Source organism: Amycolatopsis sp. CA-126428, assembly GCF_002904335.1.
Classification (GTDB): Bacteria; Actinomycetota; Actinomycetes; order Mycobacteriales; family Pseudonocardiaceae; genus Amycolatopsis.
Map to the genome: position 1 here is coordinate 26,613 of NZ_PPHF01000062.1, position 17,516 is coordinate 44,128.

General features: G+C 72.4%; 13 protein-coding genes. 6 read left to right on the top strand and 7 right to left on the bottom strand.

Features of this window, described 5'->3' with window-relative positions; all coding sequences use genetic code 11:
- The first annotated feature begins 35 nt into the window (after positions 1–35).
- Complete coding sequence (locus C2L58_RS15840) at positions 36–515, top strand: DUF2975 domain-containing protein (protein ID WP_103338336.1); 480 nt, start codon at positions 36–38, stop codon at positions 513–515.
- Complete coding sequence (locus C2L58_RS15845) at positions 515–727, top strand: helix-turn-helix domain-containing protein (protein WP_103338337.1); 213 nt, start codon at positions 515–517, stop codon at positions 725–727. The genes C2L58_RS15840 and C2L58_RS15845 overlap by 1 nt, the downstream gene beginning before the upstream one ends.
- A 61-nt stretch (positions 728–788) precedes the next feature.
- Here C2L58_RS15845 and C2L58_RS15850 read toward each other — a convergent pair whose 3' ends face one another.
- Positions 789–1,286, bottom strand: coding sequence for a hypothetical protein (locus C2L58_RS15850; protein ID WP_103338338.1), 498 nt, complete (start codon positions 1,284–1,286; stop codon positions 789–791).
- Positions 1,287–1,557: 271 nt separating this feature from the next.
- On the opposite strand from C2L58_RS15850, the gene C2L58_RS15855 reads away from it, so the two are divergent.
- Complete coding sequence (locus C2L58_RS15855; RefSeq protein WP_103338339.1) at positions 1,558–2,628, top strand: DUF3068 domain-containing protein; 1,071 nt, start codon at positions 1,558–1,560, stop codon at positions 2,626–2,628.
- A 38-nt stretch (positions 2,629–2,666) separates the two neighbouring features.
- Here C2L58_RS15855 and C2L58_RS15860 read toward each other — a convergent pair whose 3' ends face one another.
- On the bottom strand, positions 2,667–3,362 hold the full coding sequence (locus tag C2L58_RS15860) for a class I SAM-dependent methyltransferase (protein WP_103338340.1): 696 nt from the start codon (positions 3,360–3,362) through the stop codon (positions 2,667–2,669).
- Positions 3,363–3,585: 223 nt separating this feature from the next.
- Between C2L58_RS15860 and C2L58_RS15865 the strand changes: the two genes are divergently transcribed.
- On the top strand, positions 3,586–4,818 hold the full coding sequence (locus C2L58_RS15865; protein WP_103338341.1) for a glycosyltransferase family 4 protein: 1,233 nt from the start codon (positions 3,586–3,588) through the stop codon (positions 4,816–4,818).
- Between the two features lie 908 nt (positions 4,819–5,726).
- On the opposite strand, the gene C2L58_RS15875 is transcribed toward C2L58_RS15865, so the two are convergent.
- Both C2L58_RS15875 and C2L58_RS15880 read right to left on the bottom strand, forming a co-directional pair.
- Positions 5,727–5,909 (bottom strand): hypothetical protein, encoded by a 183-nt coding sequence (locus C2L58_RS15875; protein ID WP_103338342.1) that lies wholly within the window; start codon positions 5,907–5,909, stop codon positions 5,727–5,729.
- Positions 5,910–5,912: 3 nt separating this feature from the next.
- On the bottom strand, positions 5,913–7,595 hold the full coding sequence (locus C2L58_RS15880; protein WP_103338343.1) for a hypothetical protein: 1,683 nt from the start codon (positions 7,593–7,595) through the stop codon (positions 5,913–5,915).
- Positions 7,596–7,665: 70 nt separating this feature from the next.
- Here C2L58_RS15880 and C2L58_RS15885 point away from each other — a divergent pair, with 70 nt between their 5' ends.
- The gene (locus tag C2L58_RS15885) at positions 7,666–8,865 is read left to right on the top strand and encodes a polysaccharide biosynthesis protein (protein WP_103338344.1); all 1,200 of its coding nucleotides are present in this window, start codon (positions 7,666–7,668) and stop codon (positions 8,863–8,865) included.
- A 280-nt stretch (positions 8,866–9,145) separates the two neighbouring features.
- On the opposite strand, the gene C2L58_RS15890 is transcribed toward C2L58_RS15885, so the two are convergent.
- Positions 9,146–13,156 carry an alpha-(1->3)-arabinofuranosyltransferase gene (locus C2L58_RS15890; RefSeq protein WP_103338345.1) on the bottom strand — a complete coding sequence of 1,337 codons (4,011 nt, stop codon included), beginning with the start codon at positions 13,154–13,156 and terminating at the stop codon, positions 9,146–9,148.
- Positions 13,157–13,305: 149 nt separating this feature from the next.
- Between C2L58_RS15890 and C2L58_RS15895 the strand changes: the two genes are divergently transcribed.
- Positions 13,306–13,956, top strand: coding sequence for a class I SAM-dependent methyltransferase (locus C2L58_RS15895; protein WP_233225749.1), 651 nt, complete (start codon positions 13,306–13,308; stop codon positions 13,954–13,956).
- 29 nt (positions 13,957–13,985) lie between these two features.
- Here the strand turns inward: C2L58_RS15895 and C2L58_RS15900 are convergent, their stop codons facing one another.
- Both C2L58_RS15900 and C2L58_RS15905 read right to left on the bottom strand, forming a co-directional pair.
- Positions 13,986–15,731 (bottom strand): hypothetical protein, encoded by a 1,746-nt coding sequence (locus tag C2L58_RS15900; protein ID WP_103338347.1) that lies wholly within the window; start codon positions 15,729–15,731, stop codon positions 13,986–13,988.
- Between the two features lie 79 nt (positions 15,732–15,810).
- Entirely contained in the window at positions 15,811–17,391 is a 1,581-nt protein-coding gene (locus tag C2L58_RS15905; protein ID WP_103338348.1) for a substrate-binding and VWA domain-containing protein, read from the bottom strand.
- Between the last annotated feature and the right edge of the window lie 125 nt (positions 17,392–17,516).

Below are 17,516 nucleotides of genomic sequence, written 5' to 3' on the forward strand. Positions count from 1 at the left end.
TTGACTTTCGATAGGAAGAGCGCGATAGTCGGCGCATGGTTACCGAGAAATGGGCCGTCGCCGCGCTCAGAGTCTTCCTCGTGGTGCTGTTCGGCGTCCTCGTCGTGTTCCAGACGCTCTCGCTGCCGGGCGGCATCGCCTACCACACGCAGCAGAACCCGCACGACGCTCCGCTGCGCTGGCCGTTGACCGCCATCGCGGTCTTCCTGGTGCTGTGCGTCCAGGTGGTCGTCGTCGCGACCTGGAAACTGCTGACACTGGTCAAGAAGGACCGGATCTTCACCACCGCGTCCCTGAAGTGGGTCGACGCGATCGTCTGGGCGGTGGCCGCCGCGTGGCTGGTGGTCGCCGGGATGCTGCTCTTCGTCGGCTTCAACGCGGACGACCCGGGGATGCCGATGCTGCTGTTCCTGGTGACCGTGGCGATCACCGTGGTCGGCCTGCTGATGGTGGTCATGCGCGCGCTGCTGCGCCAGGCCACCACGCTCCGCTCCGACATGGAAGCGGTCATCTGATGCCGATCGTCGTGCGCATCGACGTCGAACTGGCCAAGCGCAAGATGAGCGTGGGCGAGTTCGCCGAGAAGATCGGTCTCACGCCGGCGAACGTCGCCGTGCTGAAGAACGGCCGCGCCAAGGCGGTGCGCTTCAGCACGTTGGAAGCGATGTGCCGGGTGCTCGGCTGCCAGCCCGGCGACCTGCTCGAGTGGGTCGAAGACGAGGTTTAGCCCAGGTCGGCGGCCCGGCAGGCGACTTGCCGATGGCCCGGCCGGGCAGCAGCCGGCCGGGTCAAGCCGCGTCGGTGTCGACCACTCGGGCCAGCTCCAGCAGCGTTGCCTCGAAACCCGGGCCCGCCGTCAGCGCCACCGTGAGGGGGCCGCCGCGGCGGTCCCGGCCCACCGGGAGGGTCACCGCCGGTTCCGTCCACTGCGGACGGTCCACACCGGCCGAAACCACCACGTCCGGGCGGGCCGGGCGATTCCTTCTGCCGCCCGCGTCGAGGTCGAGGACCACGTTGCCGTGCAACGAAAGCAAGGCCGCGACGTCCGCCACCGCGTCGCGCAGCTCGCGGTCGGCGATCGAGTCCGAATGGGCGCCGATCGCCGGGCGGGGTGGGTCGTTGTCGTGGGTCAAGCGGGGCACGATCGCGCCGAGGTCGCCCGAGGCGCACGTCAGCACCCGGATGCCGGGCACGCCCGCCTGGGGGTCGGTGATGCTGATCCCCGCGCTCGCGGCGGCCGCCACGATCCGGGCCCGCCAGCGCGCGGTCGCCGCGATGGCGACCATCGATGGGTCCTGGGGCAAAAGGGGAGTTCTCCTTCGCGGTCCGGCGCGGCGGCAGGGGGATCGTCCGATGGTGGGGCCGGGCCCGTTGTGCCCGGGAACAAACATGTTTGGTCGCTTGGTCCGAACGGCCGCGCCCATGCCGCCTTCCGGTCGCACCGGACATCTGTGACCGCCGGTCACACTTTGACGCGCGACGTGGCGCGGGCCACTATCCGTGCACCTGATTACCGCCGGGTAATTTGGCTGTCCGGAGTACGACCCAGGAGGACCGTTGCGACGAGCTTTGGGCCTGATCTTGCTGGCGCTGGGGGTCTTCGCGGTCGCCGGGGCGGTACTGTTGCCGACCTACGTCTACCCGAAGCTCACCAAGGTGCCGCTCGACCAGGATTCGACGTCGGTGCTGGAAGGCACCGCGAGCAAGGTCCTCGCCGTGACCGACAAGGGCACCGGCCCGGTCACCGAGATCCGCGAGAACCGGAAGCTGACCGCGACCGGCCACGTGCAGGCGAACTTCGCCCGGCCCGAGATGCACGAGGGCACCGACTACGCGGTTTGGCTGCTCGCGGTGCAGGTCAAGGACGACGAAGACGGCACGGTGCTCACCGCGAGCAAGCGCCAGGTCTGCTTCGACCGGCACACCGCCGAGGGCTACGACCCGCGCGGCGACGCCGACCCGAAGTGCACCAAGGAAAGCAGCTACGTCACCCAGCTCAAGGACAAGGCCGACAAGGACGGCGAGAAGCCGCCGGAGCAGAACATCTACAAGGCCCAGCCCGGCCTGAACTTCAAGTTCCCCTTCGGCACCGAGCAGAAGGACTACCAGGTCTACGACGACAACACCGGCACCGCCGTCACCGCCCGGTACACCGGCACCGAGGAGGTGAACGGGATCGAGACCTACAAGTTCGTCCAGAACATCCCGGACACCAAGCTCGAGACGAAGTCGGTGCCCGGCTCGCTCGTCGGCGTCGCCGACTCGAGCGTCGACGCGGACCTCTACTACCGCGGCGTCAACACGATGTGGGTGGAACCGGTCACCGGCGTCGAGGTGAAGCAGCAGCAACAGCAGCACCAGGAACTGCGGCCCACCACCGGCAACCCGACCGTCGTGTTCGACGGGACGCTCGCCTACAACGGCAAGACGATCGCGCAGATGGTCGACCAGGTCGACGAGAACAAGGGCAAGCTGGAGTTCCTGTCGAGCACCGGCCCGCTCTGGCTCGGCATCGGCGGCGGGGTGCTGATCCTCGTGGCGATCTACCTGCTGGTCCGCCGGCGCCCGGCCGCCCCGCCGGCCCCGCCGCGGCGGCGGCAGCGGGTGCCGGTCGGCGCGGACCGCTGACACGACTTTCGGGGGTCCGGGTGGCGGAGCCCCGGTTGTCACAGCCTGCGCAAGACCAGGACCAGGTTCCAGGACGCAATTTCACGGAGGCCGGGAATCCGCACGATCCACATCGCCCAGCTCGGGTGGTACCGCGGATACCCGGCCACGAAATCGGCGAGCGGCGTCGCCTTCGCCCAGCGAAGCGCGGCGCCGACCGAAACCGGGAACAGGCTTTCCCCGAATTTGTTCTTCGGCTGCTTCCCGAGTTTCCGCGCATAACGCTGCCGGGCGTAGTGGCCGCCCAGGAAATGCCACGGCGCGGTCTCGTGGCCGCCCCACGGCGAATACCACGGCGTGAACGACGCGAAGACCGTGCCGCCGGGCTTGGTCACCCGGCACATCTCGGCGAGCATGACCCACGGCTCGGACACGTGCTCCAGCACGTTCGACGAGTAGCAGACGTCCACGGATCCGGTGCGCACGGGCAGTTCCGTGCCGCTGGCGCGGATCATGTTCTCCCCCGGCTCGCCGCGGGCGGACAGCTCGCCGACGTCCGGGTCCAGGCCGAGGTAGACCGCGCCGGCCGCGCGGAAGGCGTCGGAGAAGTAGCCGGGGCCGCCGCCGACGTCGAGCACCGTGCGTCCGGACAGCGGAGTGTGCGCCGCCAATTGCCGGACGGAGTCAGCGGCGAGCGCGGAATAGAAGCCGTCCGGATCGGTCTGCTCGGTGAGGAATGTCCGGAACAGGGTCACCGAGCGGCGGAGCGTGGCGCGATGCGGCAGTAACAACGGGGGCTCCGCCCCCGGCCGGGGGCTCCGCCACCCGGACCCCCTCAAAAGCTTGGCAGCCGTCGCGACGAGAACCGGATTACCCACCATTGAACCGTCGCTTTCCCGAATACGTTCATCTAGGGTGTACGCACCAGTAACCTAGCACCGTCGCTACAGTTTGGATAACCCGATGGAACGTCCTCGTGTGCTCCTCCTCAACTGGCGCGACACCGGCCACCCCGAAGGCGGCGGCTCGGAGCGGTACGTCGAGCGGATGGCCGAAGGCCTGGCCAGAGCGGGGTACCGGGTCGAGATCCAGTGCGCCGCGTACCCGGGTGCGACGGCGGGCGAGTGGCGTGACGGCGTCCGCTACCGGCGGCGTGGCAACAAGTTCGGCGTCTACGCGCACGCACTGCGCGCCATCCGCCGGGCCCGCGCCGATCTCGTGGTGGACGTGCAGAACGGCATGCCGTTCTTCGCCCGGCTGGTCGCCGGCTGCCCGGTGCTGGTGCTCGTGCACCACGTCCACAAGGAACAGTGGATCAGCGCGCTCGGCGAGACGCTGGGCCGGGTCGGCTGGTGGATCGAGTCGCGGCTGGCGCCGTGGCTGTTCCGCCGGTGCCGCTACGTCACGGTTTCCGAGGTCACCAAGGCGGAACTGGCGGAACTGGGCGTCGGGCGCGAGCGCGTGACGGTGGTCCCGAACGGACTCGACACGCCCCCGCCGTGCGCGTCCGGACGCGACCGCGAGCCGACGCTGGTCGCGGTGAGCCGGCTGGTGCCGCACAAGCGGATCGAGCACGCCATCGACGTCGTCGCGCGGCTCGCGCGGCGGTGGCCGTCGCTGCGGCTGGAGGTGGTGGGCCAGGGACCATGGGACGAGGTGCTGCGCGCCCACGCGGCTTCGCGCGGGGTCGCCGACCGGGTCGTCCTGCACGGCTGGGTCGACGAGCAGGCCAAGCACGAGATCCTCGCGCGCTCGTGGCTGCACCTGTGCCCGTCGGTCAAGGAGGGCTGGGGCATCGTCATCATGGAGGCCGCGGCGCACGGCGTGCCCTCGGTCGCCTACCGCGCCGCCGGCGGCGTGACGGAGTCCATCGTGGAAGGCCGGACCGGCCTGCTGGCCGACGACTTCGACGATTTCACCGCGCACGTCGACGGCCTGCTCGCCGACGGCCTGCGGCGCACGGAAATGGGCCTGGCGGGCGCCGAACGGGCCGGGAGGTACAGCTGGGACGTCAGCGCCGCCCAGTTCGAGTCACTGGTGCGGGACGTCTCCGGGCAGCCCGTCCCCCGCCCGCGAACACTGGTCCCGTACCGCATCCCGGAACTCACCCAAGAGCCGGGCGGCCGCGGCCGCGTCGAAGTCCTTGCGGCGAGCCCGCACGGTGACCGTGGTCTGGCCACCGGTCGTCGCCACGCCGAACGCCACGCCTGAGCGGCCGCTGGCCGCCGGGTAGAACGCCAGCGTCCGCACGGTGTCCCCGGTGGACACCACACCCAGGTTGGACACCAGGAACGTCGATCCCAGCCTGCTCGCCAGCAGCCGCGTGCCCAGCCGGGCGAGCCGGCTGCTGCGCGCCGGGAAATCCGGCTCCGGCGGCTGGGCCCGCAGCACCGCGGCGACGTCCGCGCCGCGCGGCAGCCGCAGCCGGAAGAACGCGCTGTCGTGCACCGGTTCCGGCGCCGCGCCGGAGCGCCGTGACGCGCCCAGTGCGGCCACGACGCGGGCGGTGCGGGCGCCGTGCGCGCGGTTCCAGCGTTCGGTGGCGCTCGCGGCGGCCGCGACGAACCCCGCGGACCCGAGCCGCAGGGCCGGCTCGTCGCAGGCCACGAAGACGTCCCCCACGGTCGCCTGCCCGTGCTCGGGGGCGATGCGGCCCGGCGGCGCGAAAAGCGCCTCAGCGAGCCGCTGGAGGGCCGAAAGGGCAAAGGGTTTGCCGCCGGCCCGCTCGCCGATCCCGCGTGCGGCCGAAGAAACCGGGACGTCGAGGAGGATGCCGAGCAGGGCGAGCAGGCCCAAGCCGTCGAGGGCGCCGTGGTGCGCGGCGATGAGGAGGGTGGGTTCGCCGACGGCGACGCGCACCAGCGGCGCGCCGCGTTCGTAGGGCGCGGCGGCGAAGCGGTCCCGGACGCCCGCGAGGTCGGTGATCCGCTCGATTTCGGGCACCGCACCGAGGTGCGGGTGCCGCTGGATCGCGGCCGCCAGCCGGGCGCGGAGCTTCTCCGGTTCCGGTGCGGCCGCGCCGAGTTCCGCTTCGAGGAGGATGCTCCAGGAAACGGTGGGGTCGCCGTAGAGCCCGACGACGCGGTGGGCGTGGTCGGAGGCGAGCCGGGTCACGCGCCTCAGCGGTCCCCGTAGAGCTTCAGCGGGTGGTCGGCAGGGTTGAACTTCACCTGCGCGTTGAGCTTCTGCTGCACCGGAGCGGCGGTGTCCGGGTCCGCGCCCTGGATGAGGGCGAACCCTCCCGCGGTCGCCGCTCCGCCGCCGATGATGACGGCGACGATCGCGCCGATGAGCGTGCCCACGAGTCACTCCTTCCGCGGCGGGACAATCCTGCCGCGGCCCAATGTACGCATGGGTAACATGCGGCACAACACTGCGACGCACAGCGATGTGAACGCTACTCCGTTCGCCAGCAAGGCGGGCGTCCACGAGATCGCTTTCACCGCGGGCTCACCCGGGGTCCGGTACAGCGTCAGCCACTCACCCGACCACACCTGCGTCGCGCCGGCGAGCAACCGGGGGTCGACGTAACCGGGTGTCCCGTGCTCGACGAGGATCCAGCCGATGCCCGCGTCGGTGAGCTCCCGCGCGGAGGTCGCGGCGCGGACGTCGCCGATCCTCGGGTCCTCACCGGCGATCCGCTCGGCGCCGACCTGCAGGGTGTCGTCCATCAGCACGGGTTTCGGCAGCGCGCGCGGCGCCGGGTCGAGCTGGGTGCGGTCGGCGTTCCACGCGAACCCGCGGAACGCCGAGAGCGGCAGCGCCAGCACGTCACCGGGCCGGTCACCGAGCTTTTCGGACACTGCCGCCCAGTCGGCCGGGTACTGCGCGGTGCCGAGCCGTCCCCAGCCGCCCCACGCGAGGTCCGGCATGGTCAGCAGCGGGAAGACGACCGCCGCCGTCACCAGCCCGGCGCGTCCCCCCGCGGTTTTCAGCTTCGCCGCGGCGGCTTCGACGGCCAGCGCGAAGCCGACGGCGAGCGGCAGGGCCCACCACGCCACCCATTTCTGGGCGTCCCGCAGCAGTCCGGCGCCGGGCACGTACCGCGTCGCGGTGGTGAGCAGCCAGACCCCGCCCGGCAACGTCGCCAGTGAAGCCAGGAGAACGCCCAGGACGCCGAGCGCGGTCAAGGAGCGGACCGGCGCCGTCCCCCACCGTCGTGCGAGCGGCCGGAGCCCGGCGATCGCCACGGAGACGATGCTGAGCGTCAGCACCGGGACCAGCGGCACGGCCCGGCTGCCCGGCACCGTTTCGGCGTTCCAGATGCCCCCGAGGCCCAGCACGCTCAGCAGCGCGGGGCCCCAGCTTTCGGCGCGGGCGCTGAACGCCGTGACGCCGCCCGGGTCGGAGAACGCGCCGCCGGCGTTGAGGAACGTCGGGACCAGCCAGGGCAGGTTGAGCACGAGCGCGAGCGGGATCGTCTGCCAGAGCCGCCGCGAACCGGCGGCCGCGACCATGACGGCGGCCGCGAGGACGCCGCCCGGCGGGGTCAGCACGGCCGGGGCGCAGGCGATCACCAGCTTCGGCAGGGCACGCAGTTCGTGCGCCCGGACGGCGAGCCCGGCGCTGACGATCCACGGCAGGGCCGCGTACGTCAGCAGCAGCGGCCAGTGCCCGATGAACAGCCGTTCGGCGAAGTACGGCGTCCAGGCGTAGGCCGTCGCCGCGACGAGCCGGGTGCCCAGGTGCTCGGTGGGCACGAGCCGTCCCGCGCCGAAGGCGGCGAAGAAGATGGCCAGGAGCAGGACGATCTTCTGGACGACGTCCCCGGGCAGCACGGTGGTGGCCAGCGCGACGGCGGCGTCCGCCGGGACGGACCGCGGCAGGGTGCTGCCGACCCCGAAGGCGTCCGGCACGAAGTACTGCCGTGGTGCGAACACCATGTCGTAGCTCAGGACGAACCCGCGCCCGAGCAGGGGCGCGCAGACGGCGAAGGCCAGCACGGCCGACAGCACGGGGAGGGCCGGCCGCCTGCTCGGTGCGTTCACGGCCCTTCCTTTCCGTTGCGCGCGCGGTTATGGTCCCTGGTCACTACTCGCCGGTAATGGGAGCCCGCCGTTGAGCGTAGACACCGAAGTCCCGGCCCGGACCGGCAACCGGGTCGCGGCGATCCTCGTCTCGCTCGCGCTCGCGGGCAACAACGCGGCCAGTTACGTGCTGAGCCTGGCGGCCGCGCGGATCCTCGCGCCCGCCGCGTTCGGGGAGCTGAGCTCGCTGCTGGCGGTGCTGGTGATCGGCGTCGTCCCGGCGATGGGCCTGCAGACGGTGGTGGCGCTGCGGGTGGCGCGCGCCCCCGGGCTGTCACAGGGTTCGCTGTTCGCGCTCGGCCTGGTGACGAGCGCGATCGTCGCGACGACGGCGTTGACGCTGAGCCCGTTGCTGGTCCTCTTGCTGCACCTCGGTTCGCTGGCCCCCGCGCTGCTGGTGACGGCGGCGCTCGGGCCGTTGACGCTGCTGGGCGTGTTCCACGGTCTCCTGCAGGGCAGCCACCGGTTCGCGGTGCTGTCCGGCCTGATCGCGCTGGAGGGGCTGGGCAAGGTCGGCGGTTCCCTGGTGGGGCTGGTGATCTCGGGGTCACCGACGGGGGCGCTGGCCGGCGCCGCGGCCGGGTCGCTGGCGGTGGTGGTGGCGGGCTGGCAGATCTGCGGCCGCCCGCGTCCCCGCTGGGCCGACCGCCACGGCGGCGAGGTGCTGCACACGGCGCAGGCGATGCTGGCGCTGGTGCTGCTGGTGAACCTGGACCTGGTGCTGGCCCGCCACACGCTGCCGTCGTCGGAGGTGGGCGAGTACGCGCTGGGGGCGATCGTCACGAAGATCGCGTACTGGCTGCCACAGGCGGTCGGGGTGCTGGTCCTGCCGCGGTTCGCGGTGTCCGACCGCCGCCGGGTGCTGCCGGTGGCGCTGGCGGTTTGCGCCTGCCTGGACGCGGTGGTGTTGCTGGTTTCGCTGGTGCTGGGGCCTTCGCTGCTCGCGGTGATCGGCGGCGCCAAGTACACGGCGAGCACGATGCCGGTGTGGCCGTTCGCGCTGGCGGGCTCGATGCTCGCGCTGGTCCAGATCCTGCTGTACGCCCGCTTGGCCGACGGCGACCGCCGCGTGACGGTCTTGATGTGGTCCGCGGTCGGCGTGGAGGCCCTGCTGATCACGACGTGGCTGCACGGTTCACCCACCCAGGTGGTCACGGCAGCGGCGTGCACCGCCGGCGCGTTGGCCGCGGCCGGCGCACTTCTCGAGCTCCGGCCCCGCAAACCGGCCTGAGCAGCCCCCGTTTTCCACGCTACCGGCAGGCACCGACAACTTCCGCGAACCCAACCGCTCGGTTGGCGTACCCAGACGGTCGACTCGCGTACCCAGCCGGTCGGCCCGCGTACCCAGCCGGTCGGTTCGCGTACCTGGACGGTCGGCTTGCGTACCTGGAGGGTCGGCTTGGGAACCGACTCTCCAGGTACGCTGACCGACCCTTGGGGTACGCGGGCCGACTCTGCAGGTACGCGGGCCGACCCTTGGGGTACGTGGGCCGACGCTTCGGGGACGTTCGTCAGGGGGCGGGCTCGGTGGGGTTTTCCTTGCGGGTGAACCAGTCCACGCAGGTGGCCACCATCGCGGACGCGGCCAGCAGCAACGCCGCCTGGGTCACCGGGCCGTACGCCCAGTCCTGGCCGTGGCCCAGGACGCGGCCCGTCACCGATACGGCCGCCGCCACAGCCATGCCGCCGAAGGCGAGGAACCTCGGTGCGCGCTCCGAGAACTGGCGGGCCAGCAAGCACGCGATCAGCAGCACCACCGGCAGCATCCCGCCCAGCGCGACCAGCAGCCCGATCAGCACCACCGGTGTCCAAGCTCCGCCCGGGGAGATCGTGAACCGGCGCCGGCGCGCCGGCCACGCCACGCCCACCAGCAGCACCAGCACCGCCGCCGCGCCGATCAGGAGGCTCAGCCGGTAGTTCGCGTCCGGGGTGAACGCCAGCGACACCACCCCGCCCGCGCCCGCCGGGACGACCCACGCCTGCTGCCAGCCGTCCACGCGGGTGCGCGTCAGCTGCTGACCGTCCAAAGTGGCCGTCCAGCCCGCGTTCGCGTTCTCCGGGACCGCCAGCACCGCCTCCGCGCCCGGCCCCACCGTCACCGACCGCGACGCCGCGTCCCAGCGGCCCACCTGGACCGCGCGGTGCACCGGCGGCGCGGCCGTCCCGGACGGGCGCAGCCACAGGTCCTGGACCACGAACGACTCCGACCGGTCCGTCCGCAGCTCGTGCCCGCCCGCGGGCAGCGCGATGCCGCCTTCCGAGTCGCGGCACATCCCCAGGGACAGGGGCCGGTGCGCGGTGAGGTCGGACAGCTTGCCCTGCACCGACGTCCGGTAGTCGAGCCCGTCGAGGTGGACGTTCGGCCCCGAGCCGCACGGCACCGTGAACGCCGGGTCCGGCGCCGGGAGCAGGCCGTCGCTGCCGGACAGCGTCAGGCTGCCGATGCCCACCACCGCTCGCGCCGCGGGATCGTCGTCGTCGCCCGGCAGCACGAGCTGCAGCTGGTCGGTGTCCAGGGGCTCGAAGGACGCGGACCCGCCCGCGTCGAGCTGCACCGGCCGCGTCCCCGACCGGCCCACCAGCTCCACCTGCCGCGGCGCCTTGGCCCCGCTCGACGGCGAAACCTCGATGTGCAGCCCCGAAATCCGCTTCGGCGACGGCCACCCGAGCGTCAGCGCCGGCCGCAGATCGGTGACGTCCGGGCGCCACGTCGTGCCCGGATCGCCGTCCACGGCCGCGAACCCGGCGGCCGCCGGGTCGCCGCCCAGCTGGGACGTCGACGCCACGGTCACGCCGGGCAGCGACACCGGGTTGCGGCCGCCGCCCGCCGGCAGCACCGTGCCGCCGACCAGGTACGTCTCCTCGGCCGGGGTGCTGAACAGCCGCCGGATCCCGTCGGGTTCCTCGCCGTCGCGGGCCGCGGCGGCGTCACACCGCACGGCGGCGCCGAGGGGCAGGCACGCGTACCGGGGCTGCAAGCCGCGCGTGAACGCGAACCCGGGCGCCGGCCCGGCCGGCAGGTCCGCGGGCACCTCCAGGGCGCGCTGCGGCTCGGTGTCCGGGATCTTCAGCTCCGCGATGCCGACGTTCCCGTCCTGCCGCCCGACCACCAGCGACAGCAGCGTGATCCGCACCGTGCGGGTGACGCCGCCGGCGACGGAGTACTGGTGCGGCCCGGCACCGCGGATCACCGGCTGCTCGACCGAGCCGTTGTCGGTCGTGATCCGGATCCGGGTGGCCGGCCAGCCCACCCGCAGGTCGTCGACCATCTGCAGGTCGACCGAGTTCACCAGCCGCGGGGTGTCCAGCTCCACCTCGAGCCACTGGCCGATCGGCCCGGTGAACGACGACGAATGCCACGCCGTGCGCGGATCGCCGTCGATCGCGGCGAACGGCTGGTGCGAAGGATCGGACCCGCCGAAGGCGTCGGCGAACGACGCCGCGGTCGACGCCGTCACCGAGCGGATCCCCCGGTAGGCGGCCACGGTCTGGTGCTCCTGGCCCGGGAACGGCAGCAGGTCGCCCGCCGCGCGCTGCTGGCGGTAGGCCTCGCCGGCGGTCAGGGTCTGGCTGAGGTTGTCGCGGACGCCGCCGACGTTCCGCTCGGCCCGGCGCAGGCCGTCGGTCACCAGCCGCGGGCCGCCGGGCGACCCGCCGTCGCCGGTGAGCACGGTGGGCGTCGCCGGGTCGAGCTGGCCCGAGTCGATCAGGGGCAGCAGGTTCTCCGGACCGCCGCTCACCGTGGGGACGTCCGTTGTGGACGTCGCGGTGGCCAGCGGCACCGGCTTGCGCACTTCGTAGACCTCGAGGGGCCCGAACTCCGCGGCCTTGGCGATGCCCGGCGACCCGGCCAGCCCGGCCCGCAGGGTCGCGATGGGCGGCGCGGTGTTCCGCTCCCGGTCGATGTCGTTGCGCAGCAGCAAGAACCGGTATCCCGAACGCGCGAGCAGCGCGGCCAGCCCGGGGTCGCCGCGGCCGTCGGCGAGCGCCGCGTCCACGGAGTCCATCAGCCGCGTGTTCCCTTCGGATCCCAGCGGCACCTGGTTGCGGACCGCCCACGGGCTTCGCGCGATCGCCTGCGCGGGCTCGTCGACCGTGCGGCCCCAGTCGTATTCGCCGAAGCCGGTGGCCGGCAGCAGCAGCGTCCGCGCGTTCGGATCGGCCTTGCCGACGTAGGCGAAAGCGTCGTACCAGTAGCCGGGCACCGCGTCCCAGCCCGGGCCGGACCGCAGGTTCAGCAGCCACGCCGGTGCCGCCATCACCAGCACCAGCAGCAGGCCCAGCGCCGGGCGCAGGAACCGGCGCGCGGACGTCACCCGGGCCGGGCTCGCGATGCCGTGCGCGAACGCCAGCATCAGCGGCAGCCGCAGCACCGGCTCGAACTTGTGCACGTTGCGCAGCGGCGCGAGCGGCCCGTCGAGCAGGTGCCGGACCTGTTCGGCCAGCGGGCTGTCGAGCGTGCCGACGTACCCGATGGTCAGCAGCGTCAGCCCGGTCACCACGCCGAGCACCAGGAACCGCCGCTCCGGCAGGCCACGCCGGGTCAGCCCGAACAGGCCGACGCCGGCGACGAGCCCGGTCGCGAGCATCAGCACCGGGTTGTCGATCAGCGACCAGCCACCCGGCCACCACGGCGTGCCCTGCACGACGTAGGCGACCCACTGGTTGGTCCCGCGCAGCACCTCGAACAGCGACATCGGCGCGGTCGTGTTCGTCGCGGACTCGATGTAGTCCAGGAACGGCAGGCTGTATTCGCCGAGCAGCAGCAGCGGCAGGATCCACCACAGCGTCGCGCCGACGACGAACACGAACCACCACAGCACCAGCTCGACGTGCGCGCGCGTCCAGCGGCGGGTCAGCAGCCACAGTCCCGGCAGGACGAGCGCCATCACGACCATCGCGCCGTTGACGCCGCCCATGCACAGCACGGCCAGCGCGGACAGCCCGGCGGCCCGCCGCGGCGAGCCGATCGCCCCGGCCCGCACCAGCGGCACCAGCACCCACGGCAGCAGCACCGCGGGCAGCATTTCCGCGGACAGACCGCCGATTTCGGTCAGCATGCGCGGCGCGAGCGCGTACCCGAGCGCGCCGATCAGCCGCGTGCGCTCGGTGCCGATCTTCATCGCCCGCGCCAGCAGCAGGGCGCCGCCGAACGCGGCCGACAGCAGCACCGCGCCCCACAGCCGTTGCGCGATCCACGCGGGCACGCCGGCGGCCTGGCACAGCGCGAAGAACGGGCCCATCGGGAACAGGTAGCCGTACGCCTGGTTCTGCAGCTCCCCCGCGGTGGCCTGGGGGTTCCACAGGTGCAGGGCGCGCCCGAGGAAGGCGAGCGGGTCGACGGCGAGGTCCAGCTTGGTGTCGAACGTCGTCTTTCCCGGCATCTGCAGGAACGACAACGTGGTCAGGGCCAGCACGATCCAGGTGCTCGGGCGGCGGAGGAGCGCGCCCGGCGAGAACTTCCGGCCGCGCTCCGCGGGCGGGACCTCGTCCCGGGTCCGTTCGCGGGTGCTGGTTACCATCCGGTAGATACTAAGCCGAAACCTGGCTACCATGTGCCGACGATTTTCCCCGGCCCCCGACTTCCCTGGGCAGGTGCGCCATCACTACCGAACTGAGCACGAACGGCTTCGCCGACGCGTGGGCACTGGCCGAGCCGGTCAAGGGCTGGATGACGCGTGCGCAAGGCGAAGCGCTGTGGCAGGCCGCGTGCCGTCTCGAAAAGGGTGACGTCATCCTGGAAATCGGCAGCCACCAGGGCCGATCCACGATCGTCCTCGGCGCGGCGGCCCGCACGATCGGCGCCACGGTGATCGCCGTCGACCCCTTCGTGGACGGCCGGTTGTTCGGCGGATCGCCGACGCGGCAGCTGTTCGAGCGCAACATCCGGCGGGCCGGGCTGGACGACGTCGTCGAGCTCGTCGCCGGTTACAGCACGAAACTGCGCCCTGACTGGGATCGGGCCATACAGCTGCTTTACATCGACGGCAAGCACGACTACTGGACCTACACCGACGACCTGCGCTGGTCGGCGCACCTGCCGACGGGCGCGGAAATCCTGGTCCACGACTGTTTTTCCTCCATCGGCGTCACGCTCGGCACGATCGCGAAGGTCCTCTTCGGACGGCGGTACACCTACCTGGACCGGGCCACGTCGCTGGCGCGGTTCCGGCTGGCGCCACCGTCCACGGCGGACCGGCTGCGCGTGCTGGCGCAGCTGCCCTGGTTCGCGCGCAACGTCGGGATCAAGGTGCTGCTGCGGCTGCGGTTGCGGCCGCTGGCGAGGCTGCTCGGGCACGACAGCCCTTACGACCCCTACTGAGGTCGTGAGTGGTAAGGCGGGTTAGAACCCTACTTACCACTCACGAGGGGTTTCCCGACCTCGACCCTGGGGACGCACACGGGTGCACCCGGGCTCGTCAGCCGCACGCCGATGTGGTCGAAGAGGCCGTCGACCGGCAGGTACAGCGAGTGCAGCCCGGCCTGGAACCACACCGGCGTCCGGTCGACCAGGCCTTCACCGCCGTCGCGGGTGAAGTAGTCGATCTTCAGCAGGTGCCGGCCGAGCATCGGTTTGTCGAGCGGGATGCTGAGCGGCGTTTCGCCGACCGTGTACCCGCAGTCCGCCACCGGCCCCGCCGCGCCGCGGGACTCCGCGGCCACCCCGGTGATCAGGTGCGGGGTACCGGTGGCGTCGAGCAGGTGCATCCGGTTCGTCGGCTGGTCGAAGTGCGTGCCGGGCACCAGGCCGGCGACCCGGGACGCCTGCGAATCCGCGCCGAACCACTCGTGCACCACATCGGACGGCACGAACGTGTCGTAGAAAACCAGATCCGGGTCCGCCGCGACGGCCGCGCGCACATTGGCGAGGTATTGCCCGGAATGGTCGAACCGCATTGCCGGAGCCAGCCGGGAAAAACCGATCGCGGAACTGGCGAGCAAAAGCACGCACACGATGAGCGCGATCGGCCGCTCTCGGGTGACTCCGGATGGCCCAACCCCACCAGGCGTGAGGAAAGCGAACGCTCCGCACAGGGCGGCCACGAACGCCAGCTCGGCGAGGTACCTCGGGTCGTCACCGGCGGCCGGGCCGACTTCGCGCAGCCGCGTCAGCGCCAGCAGCCCGACGTCCACGGCGAACAGCAGCCCGAGCAGCGCCCACGCCCGCCAGGCCCGGCGGCCGCCCACGCGCACGCCGGCCACCAGCAGCGCCACGGCCGCGGCGAACAGCAGGACCACGACCGCGAACGGCGAGGGCGCCCAGGTCGCACCCGGGCCGGGCCCCGACCACGGGCCGCCGGCCAGCCCGGGCAGGAAGGTGTCGCCGAGCATCCGGCCGGTCAGGTCGGCGACGGTGCCGGCGGTCATCGGCGGACCGCCGGGAGCCACCTGGCTCGACGTCAGCGCGAGGTAGCCCGCGACGAACGCGGCGAGCAACACCGCGTGTCCCGCCCAGTAGCGCCACCGGTCGCGGAAGGACCGTCCGAGCAGGACGGTCACCCCGGCCAGCAGCACCGGGACCACCACGGCCTTCTCGTAGAACGCCAGCCCGAAGAGCGTCCAAGCGAACGTGCCGATCCACCACCGGCCGCCCTCGCGCAGGTACCGAACGTGCCAGTACAGGGCGCCGGCGGCGGCCAGCACCACCGGGACGATCTGGGAACCGTAGGCCCACCACAGCGGCGGGACCAGCAGCAGCGTCGAGGCGGTGAACACGGTGAACGGCACCAGGATCGCCCAGCGACGGCCGAAGCAGCGCACCAGCAGGCACCAGAACAGCACGGTCGCCACGGCCCGCATCAGCAGCAGCGGCAGCACCATGAGCGGGAAGTTCAGCGGCGCCCACCACGTCATCACGGCCGCGAGGAAGAACCCGCCGGGCATCAGGTGCCCGTGGTAGTCCTGGAACAGGTAGCCGAGGTCGAACGGCCCGGCGAAGGCGGCCCGGTAGGTCATGACGAAGTCGTCCTGGGCGAAGTTCCCGTGCAGCGCCGCCCACGTGTGCAGCGCGAACGGGATCACCCCGGCGACGAACGCGGCGATGACCAGCGCCGACGGTCTTCGGACCACCCGGGGCGCGGGCTTTTCGATCTGCACCCACCCCCGCTTTGGGGGGTCCAGGGGGGCTTGCCCCCCGGCTGGGGTTTGGGGCTCGGCCCCAAAAATCATGGCGTCCTCACTTCTTGCAGGCGGGCGGCTGGCACATGAGCTTGCTCAGTGCCTGGTAGAAGACGTCGGAGATCTTGCGCGGGTCGGGCGTGGTGAAGGACTCGCCGCCGGTCGCGGCCGAGACCTGCCGCAGCTCGCTCGCGTCGATGTCCGGGCCGATGCCGATGCCGATCACGGGCAGCGGTTTCCGCGGGTCCTGCAGCCGGCCGAGCTCGGCGAGCAGGCCGGGCAGCCCGATCGAGTCGTCGTCCTCGTTGCGGCCGTCGGTGAGCACGACGACGACGTTGATCCGGCCGAGCTGCCAGCTCTGCCGGGCGTTCTGGTAGGCGGCGAGGATCGAGTCGTACAGCCCGGTCGCGCCGCCGGGCTTCGGCTTGACCGCCTGCAGCTTCGCCACCCCGCCCGAGGCCAGCTGCTGGGAGATCGGCAGCATGGGCAGCAGTTCCTTGTAGTCCTTGGCGCCGTCCAGCTTGGTCGAGAACAGCCAGAGGCCGATCTCGGTCGTCGGCTTGAACAGCCCGAGCCCCTGCGTCGCGGCTTCGAGCGTGAGCGCCATCCGGCTGCGGCCGGTGCCGGGCACGGTGGCGGCCATCGAGCCGGAGACGTCGAGCAGCACCTGGACGCGGGCGCTGAGGTTCGCCCCGGCCCACGCCTGCAGCACGCCGTACATCGCCTCGGGCGTGGGCGGCCCGGCCGGGCGCGGTGCGGCGTTCGTGCGGGTGTCGCGTGGCCGGTCGCCGAGCAGCTGCCCGGACGGCGTCCGGAACCCGCCGTCCGCGAACGCCTTGGTGGCGGTCTGGTCGAGCAGCAGCCGGAGGAACCGCTCGGCCGCCGAGCGCGAGGCCTCCGAGGCCCGCGGCAGCACGACGTACGGGTAGTCGAAGCTCGGCACGCCGGCGGCGGGGTAGGCGGCGACGAGCTTGCGGGCCAGCACCGACTGCTCCGACGCCGGCCACGCGGTGAACGGCTGCTTGACCGCCGAAAGCCTGCGGATCTCCTCGGTGAAGGCGGCGGCCGGGTCGGGCGCGTCCTTGGTGACCTGCTGCAGGCCGATCAGCGCGCCGATGGCGGCCGGGTCCCGGCTCGGATCGGGCAGCCCGACCGGGCTCGCGGCGAGCACGTCCGACCACGACGGCGACTTCCCCGGCCAGCCGGCCTGCTTCGCGACGTCGTCGGTCAGCGCCAGCACCACCGGCGAGCTCGCCACCGGCTGGCCGGACTCGGGGAGGTTCCACGCGCCGCCGTCGCGGGCCTGCAGCAGCCAGGTGCTCGACTCCGGCACCCAGACGTCGGGGCCGTTCGCACCGTTGGCTTCCAGCGCCGTCGCGGTGGCCGTCGACGGGCTCGCGGTGACCTCGACGGAGTAGCAGTCCTGCCCGGGGACGGTCCGGGCGAGCTCGGTGAGCACCGGCGCGATGTCCGGCGCGGCCGTGAGGTGCACCGGGGTGGTGGTGTCGCAGCCGCCGCCGGCCAGCCGGTTCTTCAGGTAGCCGAACCCGGCCCAGGCGAGCAGCGCGACCACGAGCAGCGCGCTCAGGACGATGACCCGGGCGTCGATGCGCCGGGCCCGCGCCGGGTGTGCCGCCAATGCACGTCCTTCCCTCGTGAGGTGCTGGCAGCTTGCCAGCCGGGTGAGCGGGAAGCCAGTACCGGAAGCAGAACGTCACCATCGGCGCGTGAGCCCGCCGTGAAGGGCGGCCCGGGTGCGGCCGT

Excerpts from the sequence above, each read along its gene's own strand:
- C2L58_RS15840 (WP_103338336.1), top strand. The coding sequence starts at position 36 with ATGGTTACCGAGAAATGGGCCGTCGCCGCGCTCAGAGTCTTCCTCGTG.
- C2L58_RS15845 (WP_103338337.1), top strand. The coding sequence starts at position 515 with ATGCCGATCGTCGTGCGCATCGACGTCGAACTGGCCAAGCGCAAGATG.
- C2L58_RS15850 (WP_103338338.1), bottom strand. The coding sequence starts at position 1,286 with ATGGTCGCCATCGCGGCGACCGCGCGCTGGCGGGCCCGGATCGTGGCG.
- C2L58_RS15890 (WP_103338345.1), bottom strand. The coding sequence starts at position 13,156 with ATGGTAACCAGCACCCGCGAACGGACCCGGGACGAGGTCCCGCCCGCG.
- C2L58_RS15895 (WP_233225749.1), top strand. The coding sequence starts at position 13,306 with ATGACGCGTGCGCAAGGCGAAGCGCTGTGGCAGGCCGCGTGCCGTCTC.